The sequence below is a fragment of the Deinococcus phoenicis genome, assembly GCF_000599865.1.
GTDB lineage: Bacteria > Deinococcota > Deinococci > Deinococcales > Deinococcaceae > Deinococcus > Deinococcus phoenicis.
On the sequence record NZ_JHAC01000011.1, the window covers coordinates 190,156 to 212,013 of the forward strand.

Sequence of the window (21,858 nt, forward strand, 5' to 3'; positions counted from 1 at the left end):
GCTCGCCCCCGCCCCGGCAGTTACACGATGCGGACCGTCTGGCCGTCCAGTTCCACCCGCTGCTCGGGCGCGAGGTTGGTAAAGACGATCGGCGTGATCAGGCTGGGCACCCGGCCCCGGATGGCGTCCAGATTCACCTGGATCAGCGGTTGCCCGGCGGTCACGTGGTCCCCCTGCCGCACCAGCGCCGTGAAGCCCTCGCCGTTCAGGCCCACCGTGTCGATGCCGATGTGGACGAGGACTTCCAGCCCATTGTCCGCCCGCAGCCCCACCGCATGTCCGGTCGGGAACAGGGTGACCACCTCACCGCTGACGGGCGAGCGCACGTCGCCGCTGGCGGGGTCAATCGCGAAGCCGTCGCCCATGATCTTCCCGCTGAACACGGGGTCGGGCACGTCGGAAAGCGGCAGCACGCGGCCCGCGAGGGGCAGGGTGAAGTCGGCGGGCAGGCCGGGCTGGGGATCGGGAGCCTGGGGAGGCCGGGCCGCCTCGGCAGCGGTGGCGGGGCCGGGGGTGAGGACCGGGGAGGAGGAAACGGCCGTGGCGGCGTCCACCGGGGGCGGAACCGGGGCCGGGGCCGCGTCGGCGCGGGGCGTCAGCGCGGCGGCCTCGCCGGGAACGTCGGTGGCGGTGTAGCTGCCTTCAGAAATGACGCGCTGCATCTCCTCCTTGATCTGGTCGCTGCGGGTGCCGAAGACGGCCTGCACGCTGTTACCAACCTCCAGCACGCCCGCCGCGCCCAGCAGTTGGAGCGTGCCCTTGTTCACCTCCTGCTTGTTCGCTACCGTCACGCGCAGGCGGGTGATGCAGGCGTCGAGGTTCTGGATGTTGCTGGGGCCACCCAGCGCGCGCAGGATGTCGAGGGCCAGTCCACGGTCGCCGCCCCTGGGCATGACGGTGGCGGTCGCCGTGTCCTCGGTGGTCACGTCCTCGCGGCCCGGCGTCAGCAGGTTGAAGCGGCGGATGGCGGCGCGGAAGACCACGTAGTACACGAAGGCGAAGACCAGACCGACCACCGGCACCAGCCAGGGCCGGGTGCTTTTGGGCATCAGCAGGAAGTAGTCGATGGCCCCGCCACTGAAGGTAAAGCCGTTGTGCGAGCCGAGCAGGTTCATCACCACGAAGCTCAGGCCGGTCATGGCCGCGTGGAACACGTACAGAATCGGCGCGACGAACATGAACGCGAACTCGATGGGTTCGGTGATGCCGGTCAGGAAGGAGGTCAGCGCGGCGCTGATCATGATGCCCGCAATGACCTTGCGCCGTTCCGGGCGGGCCTCCTGCACCATCGCCAGCGCGGCGGCAGGCAGCGCGAACATCATGATCGGGAAAAAGCCGGTCATGAAGATGCCCGCCGACCGGTCGCCCGCGATGTAGCGCGTCAGGTCGCCGTGGACGACCGCGCCGGTCTGCGGGTTGGTGTAGTCCCCCGCGATGAACCAGAAGGGCTGATACCAGATGTGGTGCAGGCCGAAGGGAATCAGCAGGCGGTTGATGAAGCCGAAGATGCCGCTGGACGCGACCGGCGCGCCCTGGGTCGCCACGTTCGAGAACACGTTCAGGCCGTGCTGGACGGGCGGCCACAGGTACGTCAGCAGAATGCCCAGCACGATGGCGGCGGCAGCGGTCACGATGGGCACGAAGCGCCGCCCCGCGAAGAAGCCCAGGAAGGCGGGCAGCCGGATGTCCTTGTAGCGGTTGTAGAGCCAGGCCGACAGCAGGCCCATGATGATGCCGCCGAAGACACCCGTCTGGATGCTGGGAATGCCCAGCACCGTCGCATACGCGCCCGGCTGCGCCTTGCCCAGCTCCGCGAACTTGGCCGCGTCGCCCAGGCCCAGGTAGGCGCTCATGGTGGCGTTCATCACCAGAAAGCCCACCAGGGCGGCCAGTGCCGCGACGCCCGCGCCGCCCGCCAGACCGATGGCGACACCCAGCGCGAAGATGATCGGCAGATTGCCGAAAATCACGTTCGACGCGCCCACCATCAGCGTGCCTATGAATTGCAGCCACTCGGGGATGGACGCGTGCCACGAATAGCTCGGATCGTTGAAGGCCGAGCCGAAGCCCAGCAGCAGCCCGGCGGCGGGCAGCACGGCGACCGGCAGCATCAGCGCCTTGCCGATCTCCTGAAGGGCCGCGAAGGCCGACCGGCGCGGGGGGGTGGCGGGAGGGGAGACGGCGGGAGCGGGTGTGGTCATGCGGCGTTCTCCTGGGGCAGTACCGGAAAGGGGGCGGGGGCCGGGGGCGGACGGTGCGGCTCAGTACTTCTTGTCGACGACCGATTCGGCGGTTTCGCGCAGGAACGCGCCCGCCCCGGGCAGCAGCGGCAGCAGCGTGAGATACAGGGCCTCGATCAGCAGCACCTGACTGACCAGACTGCTGATCGCGCCCCCCGCCAGCGGTGCTTCCGGGCTGGAGGTGGACAGCACCTCGCGCGCGTGCCGGGTAATGGGCGAGGAGACGCGGTGCGTGACGGCGACGGTAAAGGCTCCCCGGGTGGCGGCCAGCCGCAAGGTCTGCACTGTGTCGATGGTGCTGCCCGAGCGGGTCAGGCCGACCACCACGCCCTGCGCGCTCTGCGTGGACGCCGCCACCGCCGCGAGGTGCGGGTCGGTGTAGGCGACGGCGGGCACGCCGACCCGCGCGAGCTTGTTCGCCAGGAACTGCGCCGACAGGCCGCTGTTGCTCTGCCCCACCACGTCCACCCGCACTGCCCCCGCAATGGCCCGCGCGACCCGTTCCAGGGCCGCCGGGTCCACGGTCTGCCGGGTGCCCTCGATGGCCTGCACCGCCTGCCGCGCCGCCACCGAGAGCGGATCGGTCGCTTCCGGCCCGCCCTGCGTCTGGTGGCGCTGTGTCTGGCTCACGTCACCCGACAGCGCAATCTTGAAGGCGTGAAAGCCGGAAAAGCCCAGGCGGCGGCACAGCCGCGTCACGGCACTCTCGACCACGCCCGCCGCCCCCGCCAGCTCGGTGATGGTCTGATACATCACCTCCTCGGGGTGCGCCAGGACATAGGTGGCGATGCGCCCCAGCGTCGGGGGCAGTTGCGCCTGTTCGGCATGCAGGCGGGCCAGGGCGCTCGGGGGACGGGCGGGGGCCGGACGTTCGGGCAGCGTTTGGGTCAAGTGGACCTCCGGGCCGGGTCAGCGGCAGTTGCAGGTATTTCCAGAGTAGGAATGAAAATTATTTTTGTCAAGCTTGGGCAGAAGCAGAATTATTTCCCAGAACAGGCAGAACCCCGGGCCAGGCGGCCTGACCCGCCGCCCCTCCCATTGGTGCCACACTGGGTCATGCGTCTGCTCGCCTTTGACCTGGACGGGACCCTGCTGGACCGGGACCACAGCGTGCCCGCCCGGACCCTGGAACTGCTGGCCCGCTTGCGCGAACACGGGTGCCGGGTGGCGGTCATCACGGGCCGGGCCGACGTGCCGCCGGAGGTGCTGTCCGCCCTGCGCCCGGAGGCGGTCGCCGTGAATACGGGTGGACTGGTCATGGTCGGCGGCAGGGTGATCGCTGACCATCACTTCACGCCCGAGCAGGCGCGGGCGCTGGTGGGCCTGCTGCCCACAGACCGGCCCGTCTTCGGCTTCGGTCCTGGAACGGTGTACGTCCGTGATCCCCAGGCCCCGGCCTTCGCCGTCTGGCAGACCGAACGGCGCGGCCTCCCGCTGGAGGAGGCTGCCGCAGGACCCCTGCAAAAGCTGGATATCGAACTGGCCGTGCAGGACCCCGCTACTCCGGAGCTGACCGCCCGCCTGCGGCAGGTCGGCGGCGTCCACGTGACCAGCAGTGTGAGCGGCCCTCGCCAGTACCTCACCGTCACGCCGGAAGCGGCCAACAAGGGCACCGCTCTCAGGCTCATCGCGCAGGCCCTCGGGATTCCGATGAGCCGCACCGTCGCCTTCGGGGACAGCGAAAATGACCTCGCCATGTTCGAGGTCGCGGGGGTCGCGGTGCAGGTGGGCGAGGCCGAGTGTCTGCTGAAGGTGGCCCACCACCGGGTCAGTTGTTCGGCGCTGGGCCTGCCGGGCTGGCTGGAAATCTATGTGCAGGAGCTGGCGCGCGAGCTGGCCTGAAGGCGGCGGGGCCGTCAGCCTTTCAGGCCCGTCAGGACGATGCCCTCGATGATCTGCCGCTGGAAGAGTGCGAAGACCAGCAGGACCGGGATCACCGCCAGACTGCTCGCGGCCATGATCAGGCCCCACTGGGTGCCCGCCTCGCCGTTGAAGAGGGCCGTGCCCACCGGCAGGGTGCGGAACTGCGGCTGCTGAATCACGATCAGGGGCCACAGGAAGGCGTTCCAGTTGCCCAGAAAGGTGAAGATGGCGAGGCTCGCCAGCGCCGGGCGCACCAGCGGCAGGGCGATGTGCCAGAAGATGCCGAACTCGTGCATGCCGTCGATCCGCGCGGCTTCCAGCAGGTCGTCGGGCAGGCTCTCAAAGAACTGGCGCATCAGGAACACGCCGAAGGCACTCATCAGGCCCGGAAACATGATCGAGAAGTACGCGCCCGGCACGCTGCGGGTGAGGTGCAGGTCGGTCACGCCCACGAACCAGGGAATCACCAGCATCTCGGTGGGGATCATCAGCGTGGACAGGATCAGGATGAAAATCAGGTTCTTGCCGGGAAAGTCGAACTTGGCGAGGGTGTACCCCACCAGCGAGTCGAAGAACAGCACGCTGACGGTGGTCACGCCCGCGACCAGCAGGCTGTTGCCGAACCACTCCAGGAACTTCGTCTCGGTCAGCACCTGCCGGTAGTTGTCCAGCGTGGGCGCGGCCGGGAAAAAGGCCAGGTTGAACAGTTCCTGAAAACTCTTCAGGCTGGTCAGCAGCATCCACGCGAAGGGAAAGAGCGTGACGACGATGCCCAGCGTCAGCGCCGCGTAGGCCAGCAGCGTGCGCGGATCGGCGCGTCTGCGGGGGCTGGAAACGGCGGCGGTCACGTGTCGTACCTCCGCGTCAGGAATTTCAGTTGCAGCAGGGTAATCGCCAGGATGATCACGAACAGAATGACCGTGACCGCCGAGGCGTACCCCATCTGATAGCGCCCGAACGCCAGTTGATAGATATACAGCGCCACCGTCATGGTGCTGCCCAGCGGCCCGCCCTGGTCGGTGAAGTTGAGGTTCACCACCTGCGTGAACAGTTGCAGGTACGAGATCGTCCCCGTCACCACGCTGAAGACGATGGTGGGATTCAGCAGGGGCAGCGTGATCCGCCAGAACGCCTGGCCGCCGCTGGCCCCGTCGATCTCCGCCGCCTCGTAGTAGCTGCGGGGAATCGCGGCGAGGCCCGCCAGGAAGAGGACCACCTGAAACCCCAGGTTCTGCCACACCACCAGTCCGGCAGTCGTGGCGAGTGCCTGATGCGGTGAGGTCAGAAAGGCTTGCGGCGGGATGTGGAGCCACATCAAGACGGTATTCACCGGCCCGAACTGCGGACTGAACAGCCACTGCCACACCCAGGCCGCCGCCACAATGGGCGTGACGTAGGGCGCAAAGTACAGCGCCCGGTACAGCCCCCGCAGCGCCCGGATGCGGCCCAGCATCAGCGCGAGGATCAACCCCAGCGCGATCTGGAGGGGCACGCCGATCACCGTATACAGCGCCGTGTTCTTCAGCGCCTGCCCGAACTTCTCGTCCTCCAGCAGCGTGCGGTAGTTCTCCAGGCCCACGAAGGGCTGCTGCTCCTTGAGGATGTTCCAGTCGAAGAGGCTCAGGCGCAGCGCCAGAAAGGTCGGAATAAAGCGCACCACCAGGAAGAACAGCAGCGGCACCAGCAAGAAGGTGTAGGCCGTGCGGGTCTGCCGCCGCCTGAGGGTGCCCGGGCGGGCCGGGCGGACCCGCACCGGCTCTCGCCTCAGCTCACTTGTAGTAGCCATTCAGGATCTTCTGTTCGTCTGTGGCCGCCTTCTTCACGGCGTTCGCCGGGCTGCCCCCCTGCAAGATCACCGAATTGATCGCGTCCACCCAGGCCTTGCGCTGTCCGGCCTCGTCCACGAACAGGGTGGAGTGCGCGAAGGGCAGGGCATACACGAAGGGGCCGTACACCGGGTCGCGGCGCAGGCTGGGGTCGTTGGACAGCTTCTTGCTGGCCGGAATCTCCCCGACCGCTTGCAGCCAGGTGCGCTGGGTGTCCTCGCTCGTCAGGAACTTCAGGAACTTGACCGAGGCGGCCAGCTTGTCGCCTTTGGCATTCTTGGTGATGCCGTTCACCCAGTAGGAGCCGAAATTGCTGCGGACGCCGTTGCCCTTGAAGACCGGCAGCGGCACCACGCCCCAGTTGAACTTCGCGCCCTTCTGGATGGTGCCGATGGCAAAGGACCCGTCGATGATCATGCCGACCTTGCCCGCCATGAAGGCGTCGCGGTAGCTGTTGTTCCCGGGGAAGAAGTTGGGCGTGCCCAGCTTGTACTTGCTGTACAGGTCGGTGTAAAAGGTCATGGCCTTGACGCCCGCGTCGCTGTCGTAGGTGACCTGTTTGCCGTCCTTGCTGTAGGGCGAGCCGCCGAACTGCCGCACCAGGACCTCGCGGACCACGTGGTAATCCTGACCGTCGGGCTGGATGCCGAAGCCCAGGACGCTGAAGCGCGGCGGCGCACCCTTCACGACCTTTTGCGCGGCGGCGATGAAGTCTTCCCAGGTGCGCGGCGGCGTCAGTACCCCGGCCTGCTTCAGCAAGTCCTTGTTATAAAAGAGCGCCAGCGTGCGGACCGAAGTCGGTAGCGCGTAATACTGGCCGTTCATCTTGCTGGTCTGGATCATCGGCACGAAGCTGCTCTCGATCTGCTTGACGGGAAAGTCGGCCCTGGGCAGTGCCTGGAGGTAGCCGCTGTCCACGTACTGCGGCAGCCAGCCGTAAAAGAGGTTCACCACGTCCGGCCCCTGGCCCGCCGGGACGCTGGTGGCGACCTTCTGGTTGTAGGCGTCGTAGGGGAAGGTTTCCTGCTTCACCTTGATGTCGGGGTTCTGGGCCTCGAACTTCTGGATCAGCTTGTTCATGGTGTCCACCTTGCTGGCGTAGTCGTACTGCCAGTAGGTGATCGTCACGGGTGCGGCGGCGGCGAACGTCAGGGACAGCGCCAGAGGGGACAGGGCCAGCGTGAGCAGCTTCTTCATGGGCTTCTCCTTGAAGGGGTGAGGACTCCGGCGAGCCTGCCCGGGCCTGGGCCGGGCCGCCGTCCTCCAGCATGATGGTCGTCCCCAGCGTAGCGCCTGGCCGGAAGCTGGGCTAGAGCTGCCGGGCTGGAGAACCCCCCGCAGAACTCCCCGCCTCCGTGTCTCCTCCGGCGAGATGCGTGCGGGCGTCGGCAAAGCGGCGGACGACTTGCGTGTGCTGCTCGAAATCGTCCTGCAAGCGTTGGCGTGCGGCGTTGAGGGCCTGTCGCATTACTTCTGGCGCAGGCCCCCCCAGCGTGGTGCGGCGGGCGACGAAGGCGGCGGGATCGAGGGCGGCGCGCAGCTCGGCGGCAGGGAGGGCGACGCCCACCACGGCCAGGTCATCCGGTGTCGCGGAACTCAGCGGGCGGCCCGAGGCGTGCAGATCGGCCAGCAACCTCTTGACTGCCGTATGTGCCTCCCGGAAGCCCCGCCGCTCCTGCCGGGCGAGGGCGTCGGCCAGCTCGGTCACGGCAGCTTCACCCTCCTGCGCTTCCCGCAGCCAGGCGGCGCGGTTCACGCTGGGGTTGACCAGCGCGGCGCTCAGCAGGTCCGCGCCCTCCCCGAAGTCCTGCCACATGCTGTGTAACGGTGGCTGCATGTCGGTGCCGGGGTCGTTGACATCGCCAAAGGGGACGTTGTGGGCACACAGCGTCACGCTCTGGGCGCTGCCGATGGCGCGGCTGAAGCGGGCGCGGGCGTGTTCCAGGGCCACCGGGTTGCGCTTTTGCGGCATCACACTGCTGCCCTGCACCAGCCCGTCCTCCAGCGCGATCAACCCCCGCGAGGCCCAGAACAGCAGGTCGTGAACGCCGCGCGACAGGGTGGTGGCGGCCACCGTGACCGTCCCCGCCAGCTCCACCTGCCAGTCGCTGGTACTGACCGCGTCGTAGGTGTTCTCGACCGGGCGGTCGAAGGCCAGCAGGTCCGAGGTGAGCTGCCGGTTGATCGAGAAACTGCTTCCGCCGAGCGCCACCGCGCCCATTGGACTCAGGTTCACCCGGCCCAGAGCGCCGAACAACCGCTCCGTATCGCGGGCCAGCACGTTCTCCAGCCCGGCGAGGTAATGCGCCAGCGTGGTGGGCTGCGCGGGCTGGTGGTGGGTGTAGGCGACGATCACGGTGGCCACCTCGCGCTCCGCGAGGTCGAGCAGCACGCGGCGCAGCATCATCAGCCGCCAGACCGCCCCCAGCAGGTGCTCACGGGCGCTCAGGCGGTAGAGGGTCATGTCCAGGTCGTTGCGCGAGAGGGCCGTGCGCAGCGCCCCGGCGGCCCCGGCCTCCCGCGCGGCCAGGCTGCGGTCCAGCGTGAAGAACACGTCCTCGGTCCGGGGGTCGTAGGGCGGGAAAGGCTCGCGGCGCAGGGTTCTGAGAAGCTGGACCGCCTGCGCCGCGTGGGGGACCTGCTGGGCTTCCAGCATCAGCGCGTGGGCCGTCAGCGCATCGAACAGGTGCGGCAGCAGGTGTGCCCGCGCGTAGGCGTCGTCCGGCTTGAGGACACTGCTCAGATAGAGGTCATGCCACATGGCGTTCGCCTTTCCCGGGTTCGCGGGCACTTCATTGTGAGGTCCGCCGAGGCTCTCTGCGGGTCTCTGAGCGGTTGGGGCAGCGTACCCGGCGCAGGACCCGGGCGCAACTCCCCATGAAGTTCCGGCCGGACCCCTGGTGTTCCCAGAGTCCGGCCGGATGAGAAGGCGCACGCGCCCGGCTTCAGCCCTTCACACTGCCGGTCAGCGAGGCCCCCTCGATAAAGTATTTCTGGAACACGAAGAAGATCAGCAAGACGGGCAGCAGCACCAGCACCGAGGCGGCCATCAGGAGTTGCCACTGTGTGTCGTTGGCCGAGCGGAAGGAGGCCAGGCCGACCTGAAGGGTGTACAGCCGCTCGTCGTTGAGGTAGAGCAGCGGGTTGACGTAGTCGTTCCACGCGCCGTCGAAGGTGAAGATGGCGACGGTGGCGAGGGCCGGGGTGGTCAGCGGCAGCATCACCCGGCCCCAGATCCACAGTTCGTTCGCGCCGTCCATCCGCGCCGCTTCCAGCAGCTCGTTGGGCACGCCCATGAAGTACTGCCGCAGCAGGAAGGTGAAAAAGGCCCCCGCGAAGAAGCTGGGCACCACCAGCGGTAGGTAGGTGTTGATCCAGCCCAGTTTGCTGAACAGCACGTACTGCGGCACCATCGTGACCAGGCCCGGAATCATCATGGTGGAGAGCATCACCAGAAACAGGAAGTCGCGGCCCGGAAACCGCAGCTTGGAAAACCCGTAGGCCGCCAGCGAACACGACAGCACCGTGCCGAACGTCACGCTGACGGCATACAGCAGGCTGTTGACCGCGTAGCGGGTAAAGGGCGCGCTGGCCCAGGCTTTGGCGTAGTTGCCCCACATCACGGGATCGGGAATCCAGCGCGGCGGGTAGGCGAAGACCTGCGCGTCGGGCTTCAGCGAGGTCGAAACCATCCACAGCGCCGGGTACAGGACCATCAGCGACAGCGCCACCAGGGCGGCAAAGGCCAGCAGGCGGCCCAGTTTCAACCCTCCCACCCGCCGGGGTCCCCCCGTTCGCAGCGGGCGTGGGCGCACCTGCACCTCGGGGCGGGACAGGGCCATCTCAGCGCACCTCGCCTTCGTAGTGGACCCAGCGCCGGGAAAACCACAGTTGCAGCCCCGTGATCGCCAGCGTGATCAGCAGCAGAATCCAGGCCATCGCGCTGGCGTAGCCCATCCGCAGGTCCGTAAAGGCCGTCTGCCAGATGTAAAGGCCGTAAAACAGCGTGCTGTCGCTCGGCCCGCCCTTGGTCAGAATCAGCGACTCGGACCAGAACTGCATCGCCCCCGAGATACCGGTAATCAGCTTGAAGAAGATCACCGGCGAGATCAGCGGCACCGTCACGGCCCAGAACTGCCGCCAGGGACTCGCCCCGTCGATCTGCGCCGACTCGTACAGGTCGCGCGGCACGCCCTTCAGCGCGGCCAGATAGAACATGAAGCCCCCCGCCGCCGCCCACATGCTCATGATGATCAGGGCGGGCTTGGACCAGGCCGGATCGCTGAACCACAGCGGCAGGTTGTTCTCGTTCACCCCCAGGCGGTACAGGGCCGTGTTGATCAGGCCCACCTGCGGGTTGAACACCCACAGCCACAGCAGCAGCACCGCCACGCCGGTCAGCACCTTGGGCAGAAAGAAGATGGTGCGGAAGAGGCGCTGGCCGCGCACCTCCTGATTGAGCAGAAGGGCGATCAGCAGCCCCGTGGCGATCCCCAACGGCACCGCAAACACAGCGTAATAGGCGGTGTTGGACAGGGCCTTCCAGAAGCGGCTGTCCTGCGTCAGCAGTTGCACGTAGTTGCGTACGCCCACCCAGTCGAAGCGCGAGGTGATGTCGTAGTTGGTGAAACTCGCGTACAGCGAGAACAGCATCGGCCCCAGCACGAAGCACAAAAAGCCGATCAGCCAGGGCGCAATAAACAGGTAGCCCCACAGGGCTTCCCGCTGGCGACCGTTCAGGCTCTGGCGGCGGGGCAGGGGCGGGGAAGACGCGCGGCTCACGGCCTCCTCCCAGCGGTAAGTAGACGAAGCATCCTCTGACCTCCCGAATGCGCGCCGGGCAAAGCGGGGGGTCCGCTTCACCCGGCACACGGCGTCACGCGTGGCGAATTACTTGTTGCTGTTGACCAGGCGCTGCACTTGGGTGTTCGCCTCTTCCAGCGCCTGTTTGGGGTCCTGGCCCCGGTACACGGTGTCCTCGGTGGCCTTGTCCAGCAGCGTGCCGTAGCTGGGGGCGTAGGGCGGCGCGGGCGTGACCTCGGTGTATTTCATGTTGGCCGACATCATGCGGAAGGCGGGGCTGGTCACGCTCAGCGAGGCGTTTTTCGCGCCGGGGAAGTCGTTCTGCTCCTGCGCCCAGATGCGCGCGCCCTCGGTCGCCATCCAGCGGGCAAAGGCGAAAGCTTCCTTGGGGTGCTTGGTGCCCACCGGCACTTCCAGGTTGAAGCCGCCGCCCGACGAGGTGCCCGGCCCCGGCTGGCCGGTCGGGGTGGGAATCCGGACCATGCCGTAATTCAGGTTGGGCGCGTACTTCTTGAGGGTGGCCGCGTAGCCGCCGATGTCGATGATCATGCCCAGCTTGCCCGAGATGAAGGGGTCCTGCGCACCGCTGCCAAAGGAACTCTTAAACGCCTGCACGTTGCGCGCGCCCAGGCGGTCGGTCCAGTCCTTGATCCAGGTCAGCGTCTTGACGGCGGTGGGATTGGCAAAGCGCGGGTTGACCCGGTCCTCGTCCCACATGCTGCCGCCCGCGTTCGAGACCCAGCTTTCCAGGCCGAAGCTGCCGTACAGCGGGTGGAAGCCGATGCGCTGGTATACCGGCCCGGTCTTCTTGTCGAGCTTTTTGGCGTCCGCTTCCAGCTCGGCCCAGGTCGTGGGCGGCTTGGCGGGGTTCAGGCCGACTTCCTTGAACAGGTCCTTGTTGTAGTACAGGAAGCGGCTGTCGGTCACGAAGGGCAGGCCGTACTGGTCGCCCTTGTAGGTCGCGGTGGACCACAGGTTCGGGTAGAACTGGTTTTGCAGCTTGTCCGCCCCCAGCTTGCTGAGGTTGCTCGCCTGGTTCTTCGCGGCCCGCAGCGTGGTGGTGCGGATGTCGATCACGACCACGTCCGGCGGGTTCTTGGCGGCGATGGCGGCCAGCGTCTTGGTCGGCAACTGGTCGAAGGGGACGAAGGTGTACTTCACCTGAATGTTCGGGTTCTTCTTGTTCCAGGTGTCGATGATGCGGTTGATGGTGGGCCGGCGCTGCTCGGACCCCCAGTGCGCCCACAGGTCGAGGGTGACCTTCTGCGCGCCGGCGCTGCCCAGCAAGGCGGCGGTCAGGAGAAAGAGAGTGTTTTTCATGGTTTAACCTCGGGCTGTCGGAGGCTCAGAGCGCGAAAGGCAGCCGTCCGCCGGGTACTGGCTGACCACCGATTTCCCGCCTGGCTCATCTGACACTTACGAGGTTAGTCCTGGGGTGCGCTTGGCGGGTCTCATTCCGCTTTCCGCCTGTTCATGTTTTCTTGGAAGTGTGCCGCAGTCCCATTGCTGCTCGGCTCTACCTTGCTCGGCTCTACAGCACGTCTTCGAGGTGACCTGGGCGGCGCGGGGCCGGGTCGCCGGTCGCCACCTGCGCCCAGTACAGCAGCAACACGCTGACACCCACCAGCGGCCACAGCGACGTGAACCACCAGCCCAGCGCCGCCAGCAGCAGCGGGGGCAGGGCGCACAGGTGGGCGTACAGCGGATAGGCCAGCACGATCCGGACCGCTTCCGCCAGCGCACGGGGCAGCCGCACCCCCTCGGCCAGCGCGTCGAGGACAAACGGTTGCAGCGCCAGCCAGAACCACGCGAGGTAGCTGCCGAGCGCGCCCCACAGCGCCCCCCGGAGCGTCCCGGGGTCGGCCCGCCATAGCACGAAGTTGGCCGACAGCACCAGCAGAAGCAGTGCGTTCAGGCCCGCCCAGAGGGTGCCCGGCCACCACAGCCGCCTGAAAAAGCGGGGCAGCGACGTATAGGGTTCTTCGGAAACGGCCAGGGCAGCCGGGCCGCCCTCCGAACGCTCGTCCTCCACTTCCAGCACCGCGCGCCGCAGCCAGGCATAGGCGGTCAGCGTCGCCGCACCCAGCGTCAGCAGCGGCCAGGACGCTGCCAGCCACAGCACATTCACCACGATCAGGCGCGGCAGGTTGTCCCACAGGCGCGCCCCCGCCCCGCGCCAGACCCGCACTGCTCCCCGCATGGGGCGAGGATAGCAATGCCGCCGGGGGAAGCGGCGTTGTCTCTGGGCTGCTCCGGTGGGGTGGTTGGAAGGCATTCCCCCCACCCCCGGCGAAGGGTGTCCTGTGAAGCGTCGGAGAGGCTCTGGGCGTCGACGGTTCCTGCCTGGAACGTGTCGGCCAGGCGGCTGCGGGCCTGCGGCCCGAAAGCTCCTCGGCTATGCCTGCCCAGTTGGCAGACGGGGGTAGGCCGCCCGGTTGCAGAGTTCTGAAAAGTTGGCGAGGCTTCAGCTTCCGGCCAGGTTCCCCCTTCCAAACAAACTCTGATAAGCAGCCTTGGAGAGCCTGTCTGTCAAAGGCTGGTCCGCACCTGCCACAGCTCCGGGAACAGGACGATGCTCAGGGCGCGGCGCAGGTATCCGGCCCCGCTGGTGCCGCCGCTCCCGGTCTTGAAGCCGATGGTGCGTTCCACGGTCGTCAGGTGGTTGAAGCGCCAGCGCCGGAAGTTGTCTTCCACGTCGAGCAGCTTCTCGGCCAGCTCGTACAGGTCCCAGTACTGTTCGGGGTCGCGGTAGACGGTCAGCCAGGCGTCCAGCACCGCCGGATGCTCGGTGGGCGGCTGGGTGAAGTCCCGCTCCAGCACCTCCGCCGGAATGTTCAGCCCCCGCGCGGCGAGCAGGTGCAGCGTCAGGTCGTACACGCTGGGGGCGTGCAGGGCGGCCAGGAGGGGGCCGTGCAGGTCCGGGCGGTGTTCATGGGGCCGCAGCAGCGTGGGATTACGGTTGCCCAGCAGCACCTCCACCATGCGGTACCCCGCCGACTGAAAGCCCGACGCCTGCCCGAAAGCCCCCCGGAACTCCAGGTAGTCGGCGGGCGTCATGGTCTTCAGGACCTCCCAGGCGTCGGTGAGCTGCTCCTGCGCGCGCACCACCCGGGTCAGCATCTTCAGCGGCGTATCGGTGACGCCCGCCGCCAGCAGCGCCATCGCGGCCTGCAACTCGCGGATAATCAGGTCCAGCCACAGCTCCGAGACGTGATGCACCGTGATGAAGAGGTGTTCGTCGTGTGCCTGCGTGATGGGCTGGTGGGCACTCAGCAGCGTGTCCGTCCTCAGATAGTCGCCGTAACTGAGGCGCTGGCTGAAGTCCATCTGCGCCTGTTCAGCGGAGTGCGCCTGCCCGGGTGCGTCACGGCCTGCCACGTTCGGAACCTCACCTTCTGCCATGTCCAGGAGACTAACGGAAATGAACCTTCACGCGCCCCCAGGGCCAGGGGAGGGGCGGCGCAGGTACCCTGTGGCCATGCCTTCGCCCCTGCTGGACCTGGCCGGAATCACGCTGGAAGTCAACCACCTGCCCCGGGGGATTCGCTTCTATACGCAGGTGCTGGGCCTGGAACTGCTTCACCAAGACGGGGCGCAGGGGGTGGCCCACTTCCGGGTGAACGGTGCCCAGACCCTGACCCTCTGGAAACCGGTCACGCGGCAGGCGAACGACCCGCGCCTCGCCCCGCTGCGCGCACGCGGTGCCTCGCACCTGCATTACGCCTGGCAGATCCAGCCGGATGACCTGGACCGCAGCAAGGCGCTGCTGGACGAGCAGGGCATTCCCTGGACCGAGATCGACCTGGGCACGCCCGAGCGCCCCGACCCCACCGTGTACTTCTTCGACCCCTTCGGGCATGGCCTGGAACTGCGCGGCGTGGACCTCTCCGACGAGCGGCAGCCGACCTATCCGCCCGTTCCCGCCCGGCGCCCCGCCCACGCTCTCCCCGTGATGGGTCTGCGCGAGGTGGCGCTGGCGTTCAGCGATTACGCCGCCATGAAAGCCCGCCTGCCCCGCGCTTACGGCTTCGCCTATGCCAAGGAACAGCCGGACCGCGACTTCGCCCAGTTCACCCTTGGTCCCGCACCCGAGCCGGACGGCAACGGCACGCCCCGGCGCTGGCTGTACGCCTGGGACCCGCAGGTGGGGCTGGCGGACATGTTCGGCGGCGATCACGCGCTGGTGCAGTTCTACGCCGATGTGGCGGAGGTGCTGGCCCTGGTCCGCGCCGAGGGGCTGCCGCACGTGCTGGAGGAGGGGCGGTTGGCCGTCCGCGACCCCGAAGGGCACGTTTTCGAGTTCCTGCCGCCGCTTTGAGCTGCCCCGCCGGGCTTCCCGGTGCCCCGCTGTAAGAGTCCTGAGTTGCCGGCCGCCGTACCCTGCGGGGGCATGACTGTGCTGGCCACCCCCACCGAACTGGCGCGCCTGGAGGCGCTCGCCCGTTACGCCATTGTCGAGGGCGTGCCGGAAGCGTCCTTTACCCGGGTCGCGGAGCTGGCCGCGCAGTTTTTCCGGGCACCCGTCGCCCTGCTGAACTTCGTGACCAGTGACCGCACCTGGAGCAAGGCCTGTGTGGGGGTGGACCTGCTGGCGGTGGACCGGCAGCTGTCGTTCTGCGCGCGCACCATTGAGCAGGACGGCGTGCTGGTGTCGCCGGACCTGTCGCAGGACAGCCGCTTTCTGAACCACCCGGTGGTGCGCGGGGAGGGGGGCTACCGCTTCTATGCCGGCGCGCCGCTGCGGACGCCCGACGGGTTCAATATCGGGACCCTCTGCGTGCTGGATTATGTTCCCCGCGCCGAGGTCACGGCCCTGGAGCGGGAGGCGCTCGCCAACCTGGCGGCCCTGGCCGTCGAGGGGCTGGAGCTGCGCCGCGCCCAGCTGGAGGCCGAACGCGAGGCGGTCGCGCGCCAGCAACTCGTCGAGGGCCTGCGCCGCACCACCACCTATGCCGAGACCCTGGCGGCCATCTCGGCCCTGAGTGACCTGAATCTGGAACCGGGAGAACTGGTCGGCACGGCGGTGCAGCTCGTCGCCCAGGTCAGCCAGCTCGACTGGGCGGGGGTGGGGGTGTTGCGAGGGGGCACACTCGAGGTGGACACCGTCTGGAGTGCCCCGGACCTGCCGCCGAGCCTGCTGGCCCCGCTGATGCGTCAGACCGCCGCCGGCGAAGGGCTGGTGTGGCAGGTGGTGGACAGCGAGGCCCCCCGGTTCGTGGAGGATTACCCTGCCTGGCCCGGAGCGCGCGCCGACCTTGTCCGCGCCGGATTGCAGGGTGCCGTGATGGCCTCGCTGGGGACCTTTCAGGACACGCAGTACCTGCTGGCCGCCGTGCGCCGCATGCCCCAGCTCTGGAGCCGCGCCGACCGGGACCTGTATCAGGTCGCCACCCGGACCGTCGCGGGCGCGCTGCTGCGCCAGGAGCGCGAGCGGCGGCTGGCCCACGAGGCGACCCGCGACCCCCTGACCGGCCTGGGCAACCGGCGCGCGCTGGAGGCGGCCCTGTTGACCCTGCCCGCGCCCGCCGGGGTGGCGATGGTCGACCTGGACGGATTCAAGCAGGTCAACGACCGCGAGGGACACCCCCGGGGTGACGTGCTGCTGCGGCTTTTTGCGGGAGCTTTTGCGGCGGAACTGCCGGACGATGCCCTGCTGTACCGCCTGGGCGGCGACGAGTTCGTGGTCCTGTACCCGCAGGCGGGCGACCTGGAAGGGCTTCAGGCGGACGTATTGCAGCATCTCGACGGGGCCGTCGCGACCGCCCGCGCCGCCGGGTTCCAGGAGGTGGGGGCGTCTTTCGGGGTGGCCCTCTGGTCTGCGGGTGCCCCCGATCCCCAGGCGGCGCTCGCGCTGGCCGATCAGCACATGTACGAGGACAAACGCAGGCGGGCCACCTTTCGCAAGCGGGCGGGCTGAAGCGCCACGACCGCACGAAAAGCATTTGCCACCGGCCCGCGAGGCTGTAGGCCCGCACGTGATCGAAGCGGAAGGTGAGCCATTCCCGCCCATCGAAACGAGGCCGCTCCTGGCCTGCCCCAGCGTGCCGTCTGCCTTCGGGCGCCTGCGCACGTGGACAGAGCCAGGGCGAACCTCCGGGACAGGAGGGATCGGAAGCCGGGGCGAGCGTCAGAGAGGGGCGGGCAGCGCGGTGGGCAGGCCGTCCACCCAACGCAGAGGGGCGGCGTGCAGCTGCCTGCGGGTGCGGTCCTCGTTCCAGGCGTGAAAGATCAGGATGTCCTCGCCGTCCCGCCCCGTGACGCTGGCGTGTCCGGGGCCGCGCAGCTGCCCGGCGCTCCGCAACACGTTCGCGCCGGGGACGGGTTCGGTCCAGGGGCCGAGCGGGTGGTCCGCGACGGCGTGGCCGACGCCATACGTCTCGTTGGTCCAGGCCCCACCCGAGTACAGCAAGTGAAGGCGTCCATCCCGGAACAGCACGAAGGGGCCTTCCAGGGTGTGCCAGTCGTAGACCGCGCCGTACATGGGGCGGCCCCGCTGGTACACCTGCCAGTCGCCGCTGGCCCGCAGGATGGTGCGCGGCTCACCCAACCGGGTCATGTCGTGCAGCTCGGCTGCGGCCAGCACGGTGCCGGGCCGCTCGCCGGTCAGGTCGTCGCGGGCGTAGAACAGCCACCACGCACCGTCCGGGGCCTGAAAGGGGTGCGGGTCGATGGCGAACGGTTCTTCCGGCGTGAGGTTCAGCCCCAGGTCGGCAAACGGCCCGAGCGGATGCGCCGCCGTCGCCACCCGCAGGTGATGGCCCTTATCGCCGCGTCCGACGGAGTAGTACAGGTAAAACGTCTCGCCCGAGTGCGCCACTTCCGGCGCCCAGTAGTCCAGTGCTTCCGGGCTGACCGGCTCCAGCACCCCCCCGTGCGAGGTCCAGTGGATCAGGTCGGGCGAGGACAGCACCTCGAAGGCCCGCACGCCCGCCTGACCGTTCAGGCCGGTGCCGTAGGCGTAGTACGTGCCGTCAAAGTGCAGCACGAAGGGGTCGGCGAAGTTGCCGGGGTACAGCGGAGTCTGGGGCAGCGGGCCGGATATCGGGGTCTGATTCGTTGGTGTCCGGGTCATCGGTCGAGCCTTTCCAGAACGAGGGGCCGCTCCAGGCCGTTCACCGGGGCGTGCGGCCAGTCGGGGTCCAGGGTGAGGACTTCCAACCCGTCCCCGGTCATGGCGATGGTGTCCTCGATCTTTGCCCCACGCACGCTGGGATTCCAGGCCAGGACCGAGCCTTCGGCAAGGGTCATGGGAGAGTCCGGCGTGGCAATGGCCTCCCGCGCCAGATACCCGGCGACGCCACCCTGGTGATGCTGGGAGATGGCTGCGGGATGTCCCAGGTCGCGGTAGGCGTCCGCCAGCACGTGATACAGCTCCGAGAGCCGGGCACCCGGAACGCTGGCGGCCAGCACGGCGGCTTCGGCCGCGCTCACCTCCGCGTGGGCCGCCCGCAGTTCGGGGGAGAGGTGGCCGAAGGACACGAAGCGGGTGAGGCTGGCGACCAGGCCATAGCCCCGCGCGCAGACGACCAGCATGGCGACCCGCCCGAGCGGTTCATCCTGCGCCGTGGGATGCCGGTACAGCGGCAACCGGCGTTCGCCCGCCACCAGCGCCAGCGCGTCCTCCAGCCCGCGTCTCCGCAGCGCCGCGCTCGCCGCCCCCGCGAGGGCCAGTTCGGTCATTTCCGGCGTGGCGGCCAGCAGCACCTCCGTGACGGCCTCGGCGGCCAGGCGGCCCACCCGGCGAAAGCGGCCGAGTTCGGCGGGCAGCATGGTGCGTTTGCGGGCCTGGAGGGTTGCGGGCAACGCCGCCTCGCCAGGGCCGGGGCGGTCGCTCAGAACGCGGGTGGCCTCGCCGCGCGCCGCCGCCTCCCAGGCCCGCCCGTCTCCCCAGGGCACCGCCCGGACCGGCAGCACCCCTGCCAGTTCGCCGCCGCCCAGTTCCTCTGCTTCCAACCGCGCCGCCTCGATGCGGTCGGTGAGGACGAAGGCTTCCCCGGGCCGCACCACCACCTCCGCCACGCCCGTTTCGGCGGTCAGCAGGACGGTGCTGGACCCGCCCGCCGTCGCCCAGGCGAACCCGTCCGTGCCGCGCAGCCGGCAGACCTCCGCGCCCGACTGCGCCAGCGCCTCCCGCACCCAGGCCAGTTTGGTTTCCACCTCCCCAAGCCGGTTCATGGCGTCGGTGCTCGCTGCGGCGTGAGGGTGGGTCCCGCCACCTTCACCTTGCCGCCCCCGAACGTGACCGGGTCCAGGCGCAGGCTGCGGTGGCCCACAGCGTCCCCGATGCGTCCGGCGGTCCAGGCATGGTAGGCCAGCCAGGTGCGCCCCGCGCCGTCCGTCACGACCGACTGATGCCCCGGTCCGGCCACCGCGCCCTTGCTGACCAGGACCGGGTTTTCGGGGGCCTTGCGGTACGGCCCGGTCACGCGCGGGGCGGTCGCGTATCCCACCGCGTACAGGTCGCTGTCATAGGGACCCGCCGAGTACAGCAGGTAATACACGCCGCCCGAGCGGTAGAGCGTGGGGGCCTCGATCACGTTTCCCTCCCAGAGCTGGAAGTTCCCCATCAGCGCGGTGGCCTTGCCCGTGAGCCGCAGGCCGTCGGCGCTGAGCGGCTGGAGGTAGATGTTCGTGGTCTGGTTGCAGCAGTTGCCGTCGTTCTTCCACAGCAGGTAACGCCGGCCGTCCACGTCCTGAAAGGGGCTGGCGTCGATGCTGCCGCCCTCGGCGGTCTGACAGACCAGCGGCCTGGCGGACGTGTCCCGGAACGGCCCGGCGGGCGAGCTGGCCGTCGCCGCGCCGATGCACTGGCGGCCACTCGCGCGGTCCTGCGCGGTGAAGTACAGCACGAGGCGGGTGCCGACCCGCGCCACTTCGGGTGCCCAGGTGCGCCCCCCCTGCGCCCACTCCGGCAGCACCGGCAGCGCGTCCCCCGCCCGCTCCCAGTGGACCAGATCGCGGCTGACCGCGTGCGGCACGTTGTCGTTGCCGCTGTTGGTCGAGTAGGCGTGATAGGTCTTCCCGACTTTGAGGATGAACGGGTCGGGGAAATTCTCGTCGATCACGGGATTGCGGAAGGTGGTGGGGGAGGAGGTGGGCCGGGGTGCCCCTGCACCACGTCCGTCCGCCAGCGTCGCGGCGGGGGTCAGCAGCGCCCCCAGCGTCAGGGCGAGGGCCAGCCTGGGCAGCCGCCTCATTCCTTCAGCCCCGTCGTGGAGAGGCCCGCTTCCAGGAAGCGCTGCGCGACCAGGTAGGCGATCAGCGCGGGCACCGCCGCCAGCGTCGTCGAGGCCATCAGCTTGCCGTACTCGGTCACGTAGCGCTGCGAGAAGGTGGTGATGCCCACCGGCAGCGTCATCTTGTCCACGTCGGTGACGGTAAAAAGCGGCCACAGGAAGTTGTTCCACGACCCCATGAAGGCGAACACCCCCAGCGTGACCAGCGAGGGAATGCTCAGCGGCAGGATGATCCGCCAGAGGATTTGCAGGCTGTTCGCGCCGTCGAGCCGCGCGGCTTCCTCCAGCTCCCGCGGAATGCCCATGAAGAACTGCCGCAGCAAAAAGACGCCGAACACACCGCTGAGGCCGGGCCAGATCAGCGCGTGGTACGAATTGATCCAGCCGAAGTTCAGCATCATGATGTAGGTCGGAATCAGGGTCACGATGCCGGGAATCATCAGGCTCGACAGGATGAACCAGAACCAGGCGTTGCGGCCCCGGAACTGCATCCGCGCCAGCGGATAGGCCGTCAGCGCGCACAGCAGCACGTGCAGCACCGTGAAGGCCAGCGCCACGAACAGTGAGTTGCCGGTCCAGCGCAGGATGTTGCCGTCGGGCGAGGTCAGCACCGACACGTAATTCTCGAAGGTGACGTGCCTGGGAAGCCACTGCACCGGCGAGGAAATCGCGTCCGCCTCGGTTTTCAGCGACGTGCTGATCATCCAGTACACCGGGGCCAGGAACACCAGCGACAGCAGGCACAGCAGAAGAAAACGGGGCAGGTCACGCGGCATCCGGCGGCGCGGCGTGGCGGGCCGGGCCGGGGTGGGGGCGAGGTTGGTCACGTGCCGCTCCCCTCACGCACATCGCGCGCCATCATGCGGAACTGCGCGGCGGTCAGCACCAGCATCACGAGGCCGAAGGCGAACCCCATCGCGGCGGCGCTGGAATACTGCGCGTTGGTAAACCCTTCTTCGGTGATGTACTGGATCACGCTCTGGGTGGAGCGGTTCGGCCCCCCGTTGGTGATGATCAGCGATTGCCCGAACAGCTGGAAGGACGCCAGCGCCGTCGTGACCACCACGAACAGCGTGACCGGAGCCAGCATGGGTACCGTGATGAAGCGGAAACTCTGCCAGGGCGTGGCCCCGTCCAGCGAGGCCGCCTCGTAGAGGCTCAGCGGCACGTTGCCCAGCGCCGCCAGATAAAGCGTCATGTTGAAGCCCACCGTCCACCACACGGTCCCGACCACGATGGGCACCCAGGCCAGCCCTTCGGTGGAGAGCCAGGGAATCGGCGGGGCGTGGAACAGGGTGTCCCGCGCCGCGTTGACCAGCCCGATCTGGTTGTCGAAGAGCCAGCGCCACAGGATGCCCATCACCGAGACGGTCAGGATGCCGGGCATGAAGAACACGGCCCGGAAAAACGCCCGCCCGAAGATGGGCCGGTGCAGCAGCAGGGCCAGCCCCAGCGCCGCCGCCACCAGCAGCGGCACGCTGACCAGCGTGAAAAAGGTCGTGTTCCAGAGGGTCTTCCAGAAGAAATCGAACTGCGGCGTGCCCGGCGTGAACAGGTTGCGGTAGAACTCGCCGCCCACGAAGGGCTGCTGCCCGCTCAGCAGGTCCCAGCGGTGCAGGCTGATGTACAGCCCGTAGCCGATGGGATACACCGTGAACACGAAAAACAGCACCGCGTGCGGCAGCAGGTACAGGTAGGGTTCCAGGTTCAGGCGGCGGCGCGGGACCGGGGCGGGGGCCGTGGTGGTCTGTGCAGGTGTGGTCTGGGCCGGTGGACTCGGGGTCGCTGGGGTGACGGTCATGGGCGGGGACCTCGCGCGGGGGGGCGGGAGAGCAGCGGCGGGGGGGGCCCGCCCCCCCCCCCCCCCCGGACGGGGGGGGGGGGGGGGGG

Annotated in this window: 19 protein-coding genes; 3 read left to right on the forward strand and 16 right to left on the reverse strand. The window is 68.5% G+C overall.

Features of this window, described 5'->3' with window-relative positions; translation table 11 throughout:
- Positions 1-20: 20 nt before the first annotated feature.
- Together ptsG and DEIPH_RS04105 are read right to left on the reverse strand one after the other, a co-directional pair.
- Positions 21-2,201 (reverse strand): glucose-specific PTS transporter subunit IIBC, encoded by a 2,181-nt coding sequence (gene ptsG, locus DEIPH_RS04100; protein WP_051517138.1) that lies wholly within the window; start codon positions 2,199-2,201, stop codon positions 21-23.
- 60 nt (positions 2,202-2,261) lie between these two features.
- On the reverse strand, positions 2,262-3,131 hold the full coding sequence (locus DEIPH_RS04105) for a MurR/RpiR family transcriptional regulator (RefSeq protein WP_051517139.1): 870 nt from the start codon (positions 3,129-3,131) through the stop codon (positions 2,262-2,264).
- Positions 3,132-3,296: 165 nt separating this feature from the next.
- Between DEIPH_RS04105 and DEIPH_RS04110 the strand changes: the two genes are divergently transcribed.
- Positions 3,297-4,082 (forward strand): HAD family hydrolase, encoded by a 786-nt coding sequence (locus tag DEIPH_RS04110; RefSeq protein ID WP_034354330.1) that lies wholly within the window; start codon positions 3,297-3,299, stop codon positions 4,080-4,082.
- A 14-nt stretch (positions 4,083-4,096) separates the two neighbouring features.
- On the opposite strand, the gene DEIPH_RS04115 is transcribed toward DEIPH_RS04110, so the two are convergent.
- The 9 genes from DEIPH_RS04115 to DEIPH_RS04155 all read right to left on the reverse strand — a co-directional run bounded on the left by DEIPH_RS04115 (position 4,097) and on the right by DEIPH_RS04155 (position 14,134).
- Positions 4,097-4,951: a carbohydrate ABC transporter permease gene (locus DEIPH_RS04115; RefSeq protein WP_051517140.1), complete on the reverse strand. Its 855-nt coding sequence runs from the start codon at positions 4,949-4,951 to the stop codon at positions 4,097-4,099.
- The gene (locus tag DEIPH_RS04120; protein WP_034354160.1) at positions 4,948-5,889 is read right to left on the reverse strand and encodes a carbohydrate ABC transporter permease; all 942 of its coding nucleotides are present in this window, start codon (positions 5,887-5,889) and stop codon (positions 4,948-4,950) included. Before DEIPH_RS04120 ends, DEIPH_RS04115 begins: the two co-directional genes overlap by 4 nt.
- Complete coding sequence (locus tag DEIPH_RS04125) at positions 5,873-7,126, reverse strand: extracellular solute-binding protein (protein ID WP_034354163.1); 1,254 nt, start codon at positions 7,124-7,126, stop codon at positions 5,873-5,875. The genes DEIPH_RS04120 and DEIPH_RS04125 overlap by 17 nt, the downstream gene beginning before the upstream one ends.
- A 112-nt stretch (positions 7,127-7,238) precedes the next feature.
- A complete protein-coding gene (locus DEIPH_RS04130; RefSeq protein WP_051517141.1) occupies positions 7,239-8,690 on the reverse strand; it encodes an argininosuccinate lyase in 1,452 nt (483 codons plus the stop codon).
- A 184-nt stretch (positions 8,691-8,874) separates the two neighbouring features.
- Positions 8,875-9,771, reverse strand: a complete 897-nt coding sequence (locus tag DEIPH_RS04135) for a carbohydrate ABC transporter permease (RefSeq protein WP_081790768.1) — start codon at positions 9,769-9,771, stop codon at positions 8,875-8,877.
- Position 9,772: 1 nt separating this feature from the next.
- Entirely contained in the window at positions 9,773-10,711 is a 939-nt protein-coding gene (locus tag DEIPH_RS04140) for a carbohydrate ABC transporter permease (protein ID WP_235183165.1), read from the reverse strand.
- A 108-nt stretch (positions 10,712-10,819) separates the two neighbouring features.
- Positions 10,820-12,052: an ABC transporter substrate-binding protein gene (locus tag DEIPH_RS04145; RefSeq protein WP_051517142.1), complete on the reverse strand. Its 1,233-nt coding sequence runs from the start codon at positions 12,050-12,052 to the stop codon at positions 10,820-10,822.
- Between the two features lie 211 nt (positions 12,053-12,263).
- Complete coding sequence (locus DEIPH_RS04150; RefSeq protein WP_152544786.1) at positions 12,264-12,932, reverse strand: hypothetical protein; 669 nt, start codon at positions 12,930-12,932, stop codon at positions 12,264-12,266.
- Positions 12,933-13,261: 329 nt separating this feature from the next.
- Complete coding sequence (locus DEIPH_RS04155; protein ID WP_034354169.1) at positions 13,262-14,134, reverse strand: tryptophan 2,3-dioxygenase; 873 nt, start codon at positions 14,132-14,134, stop codon at positions 13,262-13,264.
- Positions 14,135-14,210: 76 nt separating this feature from the next.
- Here DEIPH_RS04155 and DEIPH_RS04160 point away from each other — a divergent pair, with 76 nt between their 5' ends.
- Together DEIPH_RS04160 and DEIPH_RS04165 are read left to right on the forward strand one after the other, a co-directional pair.
- Positions 14,211-15,050 carry a VOC family protein gene (locus DEIPH_RS04160; protein ID WP_034354172.1) on the forward strand — a complete coding sequence of 280 codons (840 nt, stop codon included), beginning with the start codon at positions 14,211-14,213 and terminating at the stop codon, positions 15,048-15,050.
- A 72-nt stretch (positions 15,051-15,122) separates the two neighbouring features.
- A complete protein-coding gene (locus DEIPH_RS04165; protein WP_051517143.1) occupies positions 15,123-16,649 on the forward strand; it encodes a sensor domain-containing diguanylate cyclase in 1,527 nt (508 codons plus the stop codon).
- Between the two features lie 210 nt (positions 16,650-16,859).
- On the opposite strand, the gene DEIPH_RS04170 is transcribed toward DEIPH_RS04165, so the two are convergent.
- The 5 genes from DEIPH_RS04170 to DEIPH_RS04190 are packed head-to-tail and all read right to left on the reverse strand — an operon-like array spanning position 16,860 to position 21,769.
- A complete protein-coding gene (locus DEIPH_RS04170) occupies positions 16,860-17,804 on the reverse strand; it encodes a glycoside hydrolase family 43 protein (RefSeq protein ID WP_051517144.1) in 945 nt (314 codons plus the stop codon).
- Complete coding sequence (locus DEIPH_RS04175) at positions 17,801-18,907, reverse strand: M24 family metallopeptidase (RefSeq protein WP_034354178.1); 1,107 nt, start codon at positions 18,905-18,907, stop codon at positions 17,801-17,803. Before DEIPH_RS04175 ends, DEIPH_RS04170 begins: the two co-directional genes overlap by 4 nt.
- Positions 18,904-19,929 (reverse strand): glycoside hydrolase family 43 protein, encoded by a 1,026-nt coding sequence (locus DEIPH_RS04180; RefSeq protein WP_034354180.1) that lies wholly within the window; start codon positions 19,927-19,929, stop codon positions 18,904-18,906. The genes DEIPH_RS04175 and DEIPH_RS04180 overlap by 4 nt, the downstream gene beginning before the upstream one ends.
- On the reverse strand, positions 19,926-20,795 hold the full coding sequence (locus DEIPH_RS04185) for a carbohydrate ABC transporter permease (protein WP_034354183.1): 870 nt from the start codon (positions 20,793-20,795) through the stop codon (positions 19,926-19,928). The genes DEIPH_RS04180 and DEIPH_RS04185 overlap by 4 nt, the downstream gene beginning before the upstream one ends.
- Positions 20,792-21,769 carry a carbohydrate ABC transporter permease gene (locus DEIPH_RS04190; RefSeq protein ID WP_034354186.1) on the reverse strand — a complete coding sequence of 326 codons (978 nt, stop codon included), beginning with the start codon at positions 21,767-21,769 and terminating at the stop codon, positions 20,792-20,794. Before DEIPH_RS04190 ends, DEIPH_RS04185 begins: the two co-directional genes overlap by 4 nt.
- Between the last annotated feature and the right edge of the window lie 89 nt (positions 21,770-21,858).

Coding starts and splice junctions, on each gene's coding strand:
- ptsG (WP_051517138.1), bottom strand. CDS start 2,201: ATGACCACACCCGCTCCCGCCGTCTCCCCTCCCGCCACCCCCCCGCGC.
- DEIPH_RS04110 (WP_034354330.1), top strand. CDS start 3,297: ATGCGTCTGCTCGCCTTTGACCTGGACGGGACCCTGCTGGACCGGGAC.
- DEIPH_RS04120 (WP_034354160.1), bottom strand. CDS start 5,889: ATGGCTACTACAAGTGAGCTGAGGCGAGAGCCGGTGCGGGTCCGCCCG.
- DEIPH_RS04125 (WP_034354163.1), bottom strand. CDS start 7,126: ATGAAGAAGCTGCTCACGCTGGCCCTGTCCCCTCTGGCGCTGTCCCTG.
- DEIPH_RS04130 (WP_051517141.1), bottom strand. CDS start 8,690: ATGTGGCATGACCTCTATCTGAGCAGTGTCCTCAAGCCGGACGACGCC.
- DEIPH_RS04135 (WP_081790768.1), bottom strand. CDS start 9,771: ATGGCCCTGTCCCGCCCCGAGGTGCAGGTGCGCCCACGCCCGCTGCGA.
- DEIPH_RS04145 (WP_051517142.1), bottom strand. CDS start 12,052: ATGAAAAACACTCTCTTTCTCCTGACCGCCGCCTTGCTGGGCAGCGCC.
- DEIPH_RS04150 (WP_152544786.1), bottom strand. CDS start 12,932: ATGCGGGGAGCAGTGCGGGTCTGGCGCGGGGCGGGGGCGCGCCTGTGG.
- DEIPH_RS04155 (WP_034354169.1), bottom strand. CDS start 14,134: ATGGCAGAAGGTGAGGTTCCGAACGTGGCAGGCCGTGACGCACCCGGG.
- DEIPH_RS04160 (WP_034354172.1), top strand. CDS start 14,211: ATGCCTTCGCCCCTGCTGGACCTGGCCGGAATCACGCTGGAAGTCAAC.
- DEIPH_RS04165 (WP_051517143.1), top strand. CDS start 15,123: ATGACTGTGCTGGCCACCCCCACCGAACTGGCGCGCCTGGAGGCGCTC.
- DEIPH_RS04170 (WP_051517144.1), bottom strand. CDS start 17,804: ATGACCCGGACACCAACGAATCAGACCCCGATATCCGGCCCGCTGCCC.
- DEIPH_RS04175 (WP_034354178.1), bottom strand. CDS start 18,907: ATGAACCGGCTTGGGGAGGTGGAAACCAAACTGGCCTGGGTGCGGGAG.
- DEIPH_RS04180 (WP_034354180.1), bottom strand. CDS start 19,929: ATGAGGCGGCTGCCCAGGCTGGCCCTCGCCCTGACGCTGGGGGCGCTG.
- DEIPH_RS04190 (WP_034354186.1), bottom strand. CDS start 21,769: ATGACCGTCACCCCAGCGACCCCGAGTCCACCGGCCCAGACCACACCT.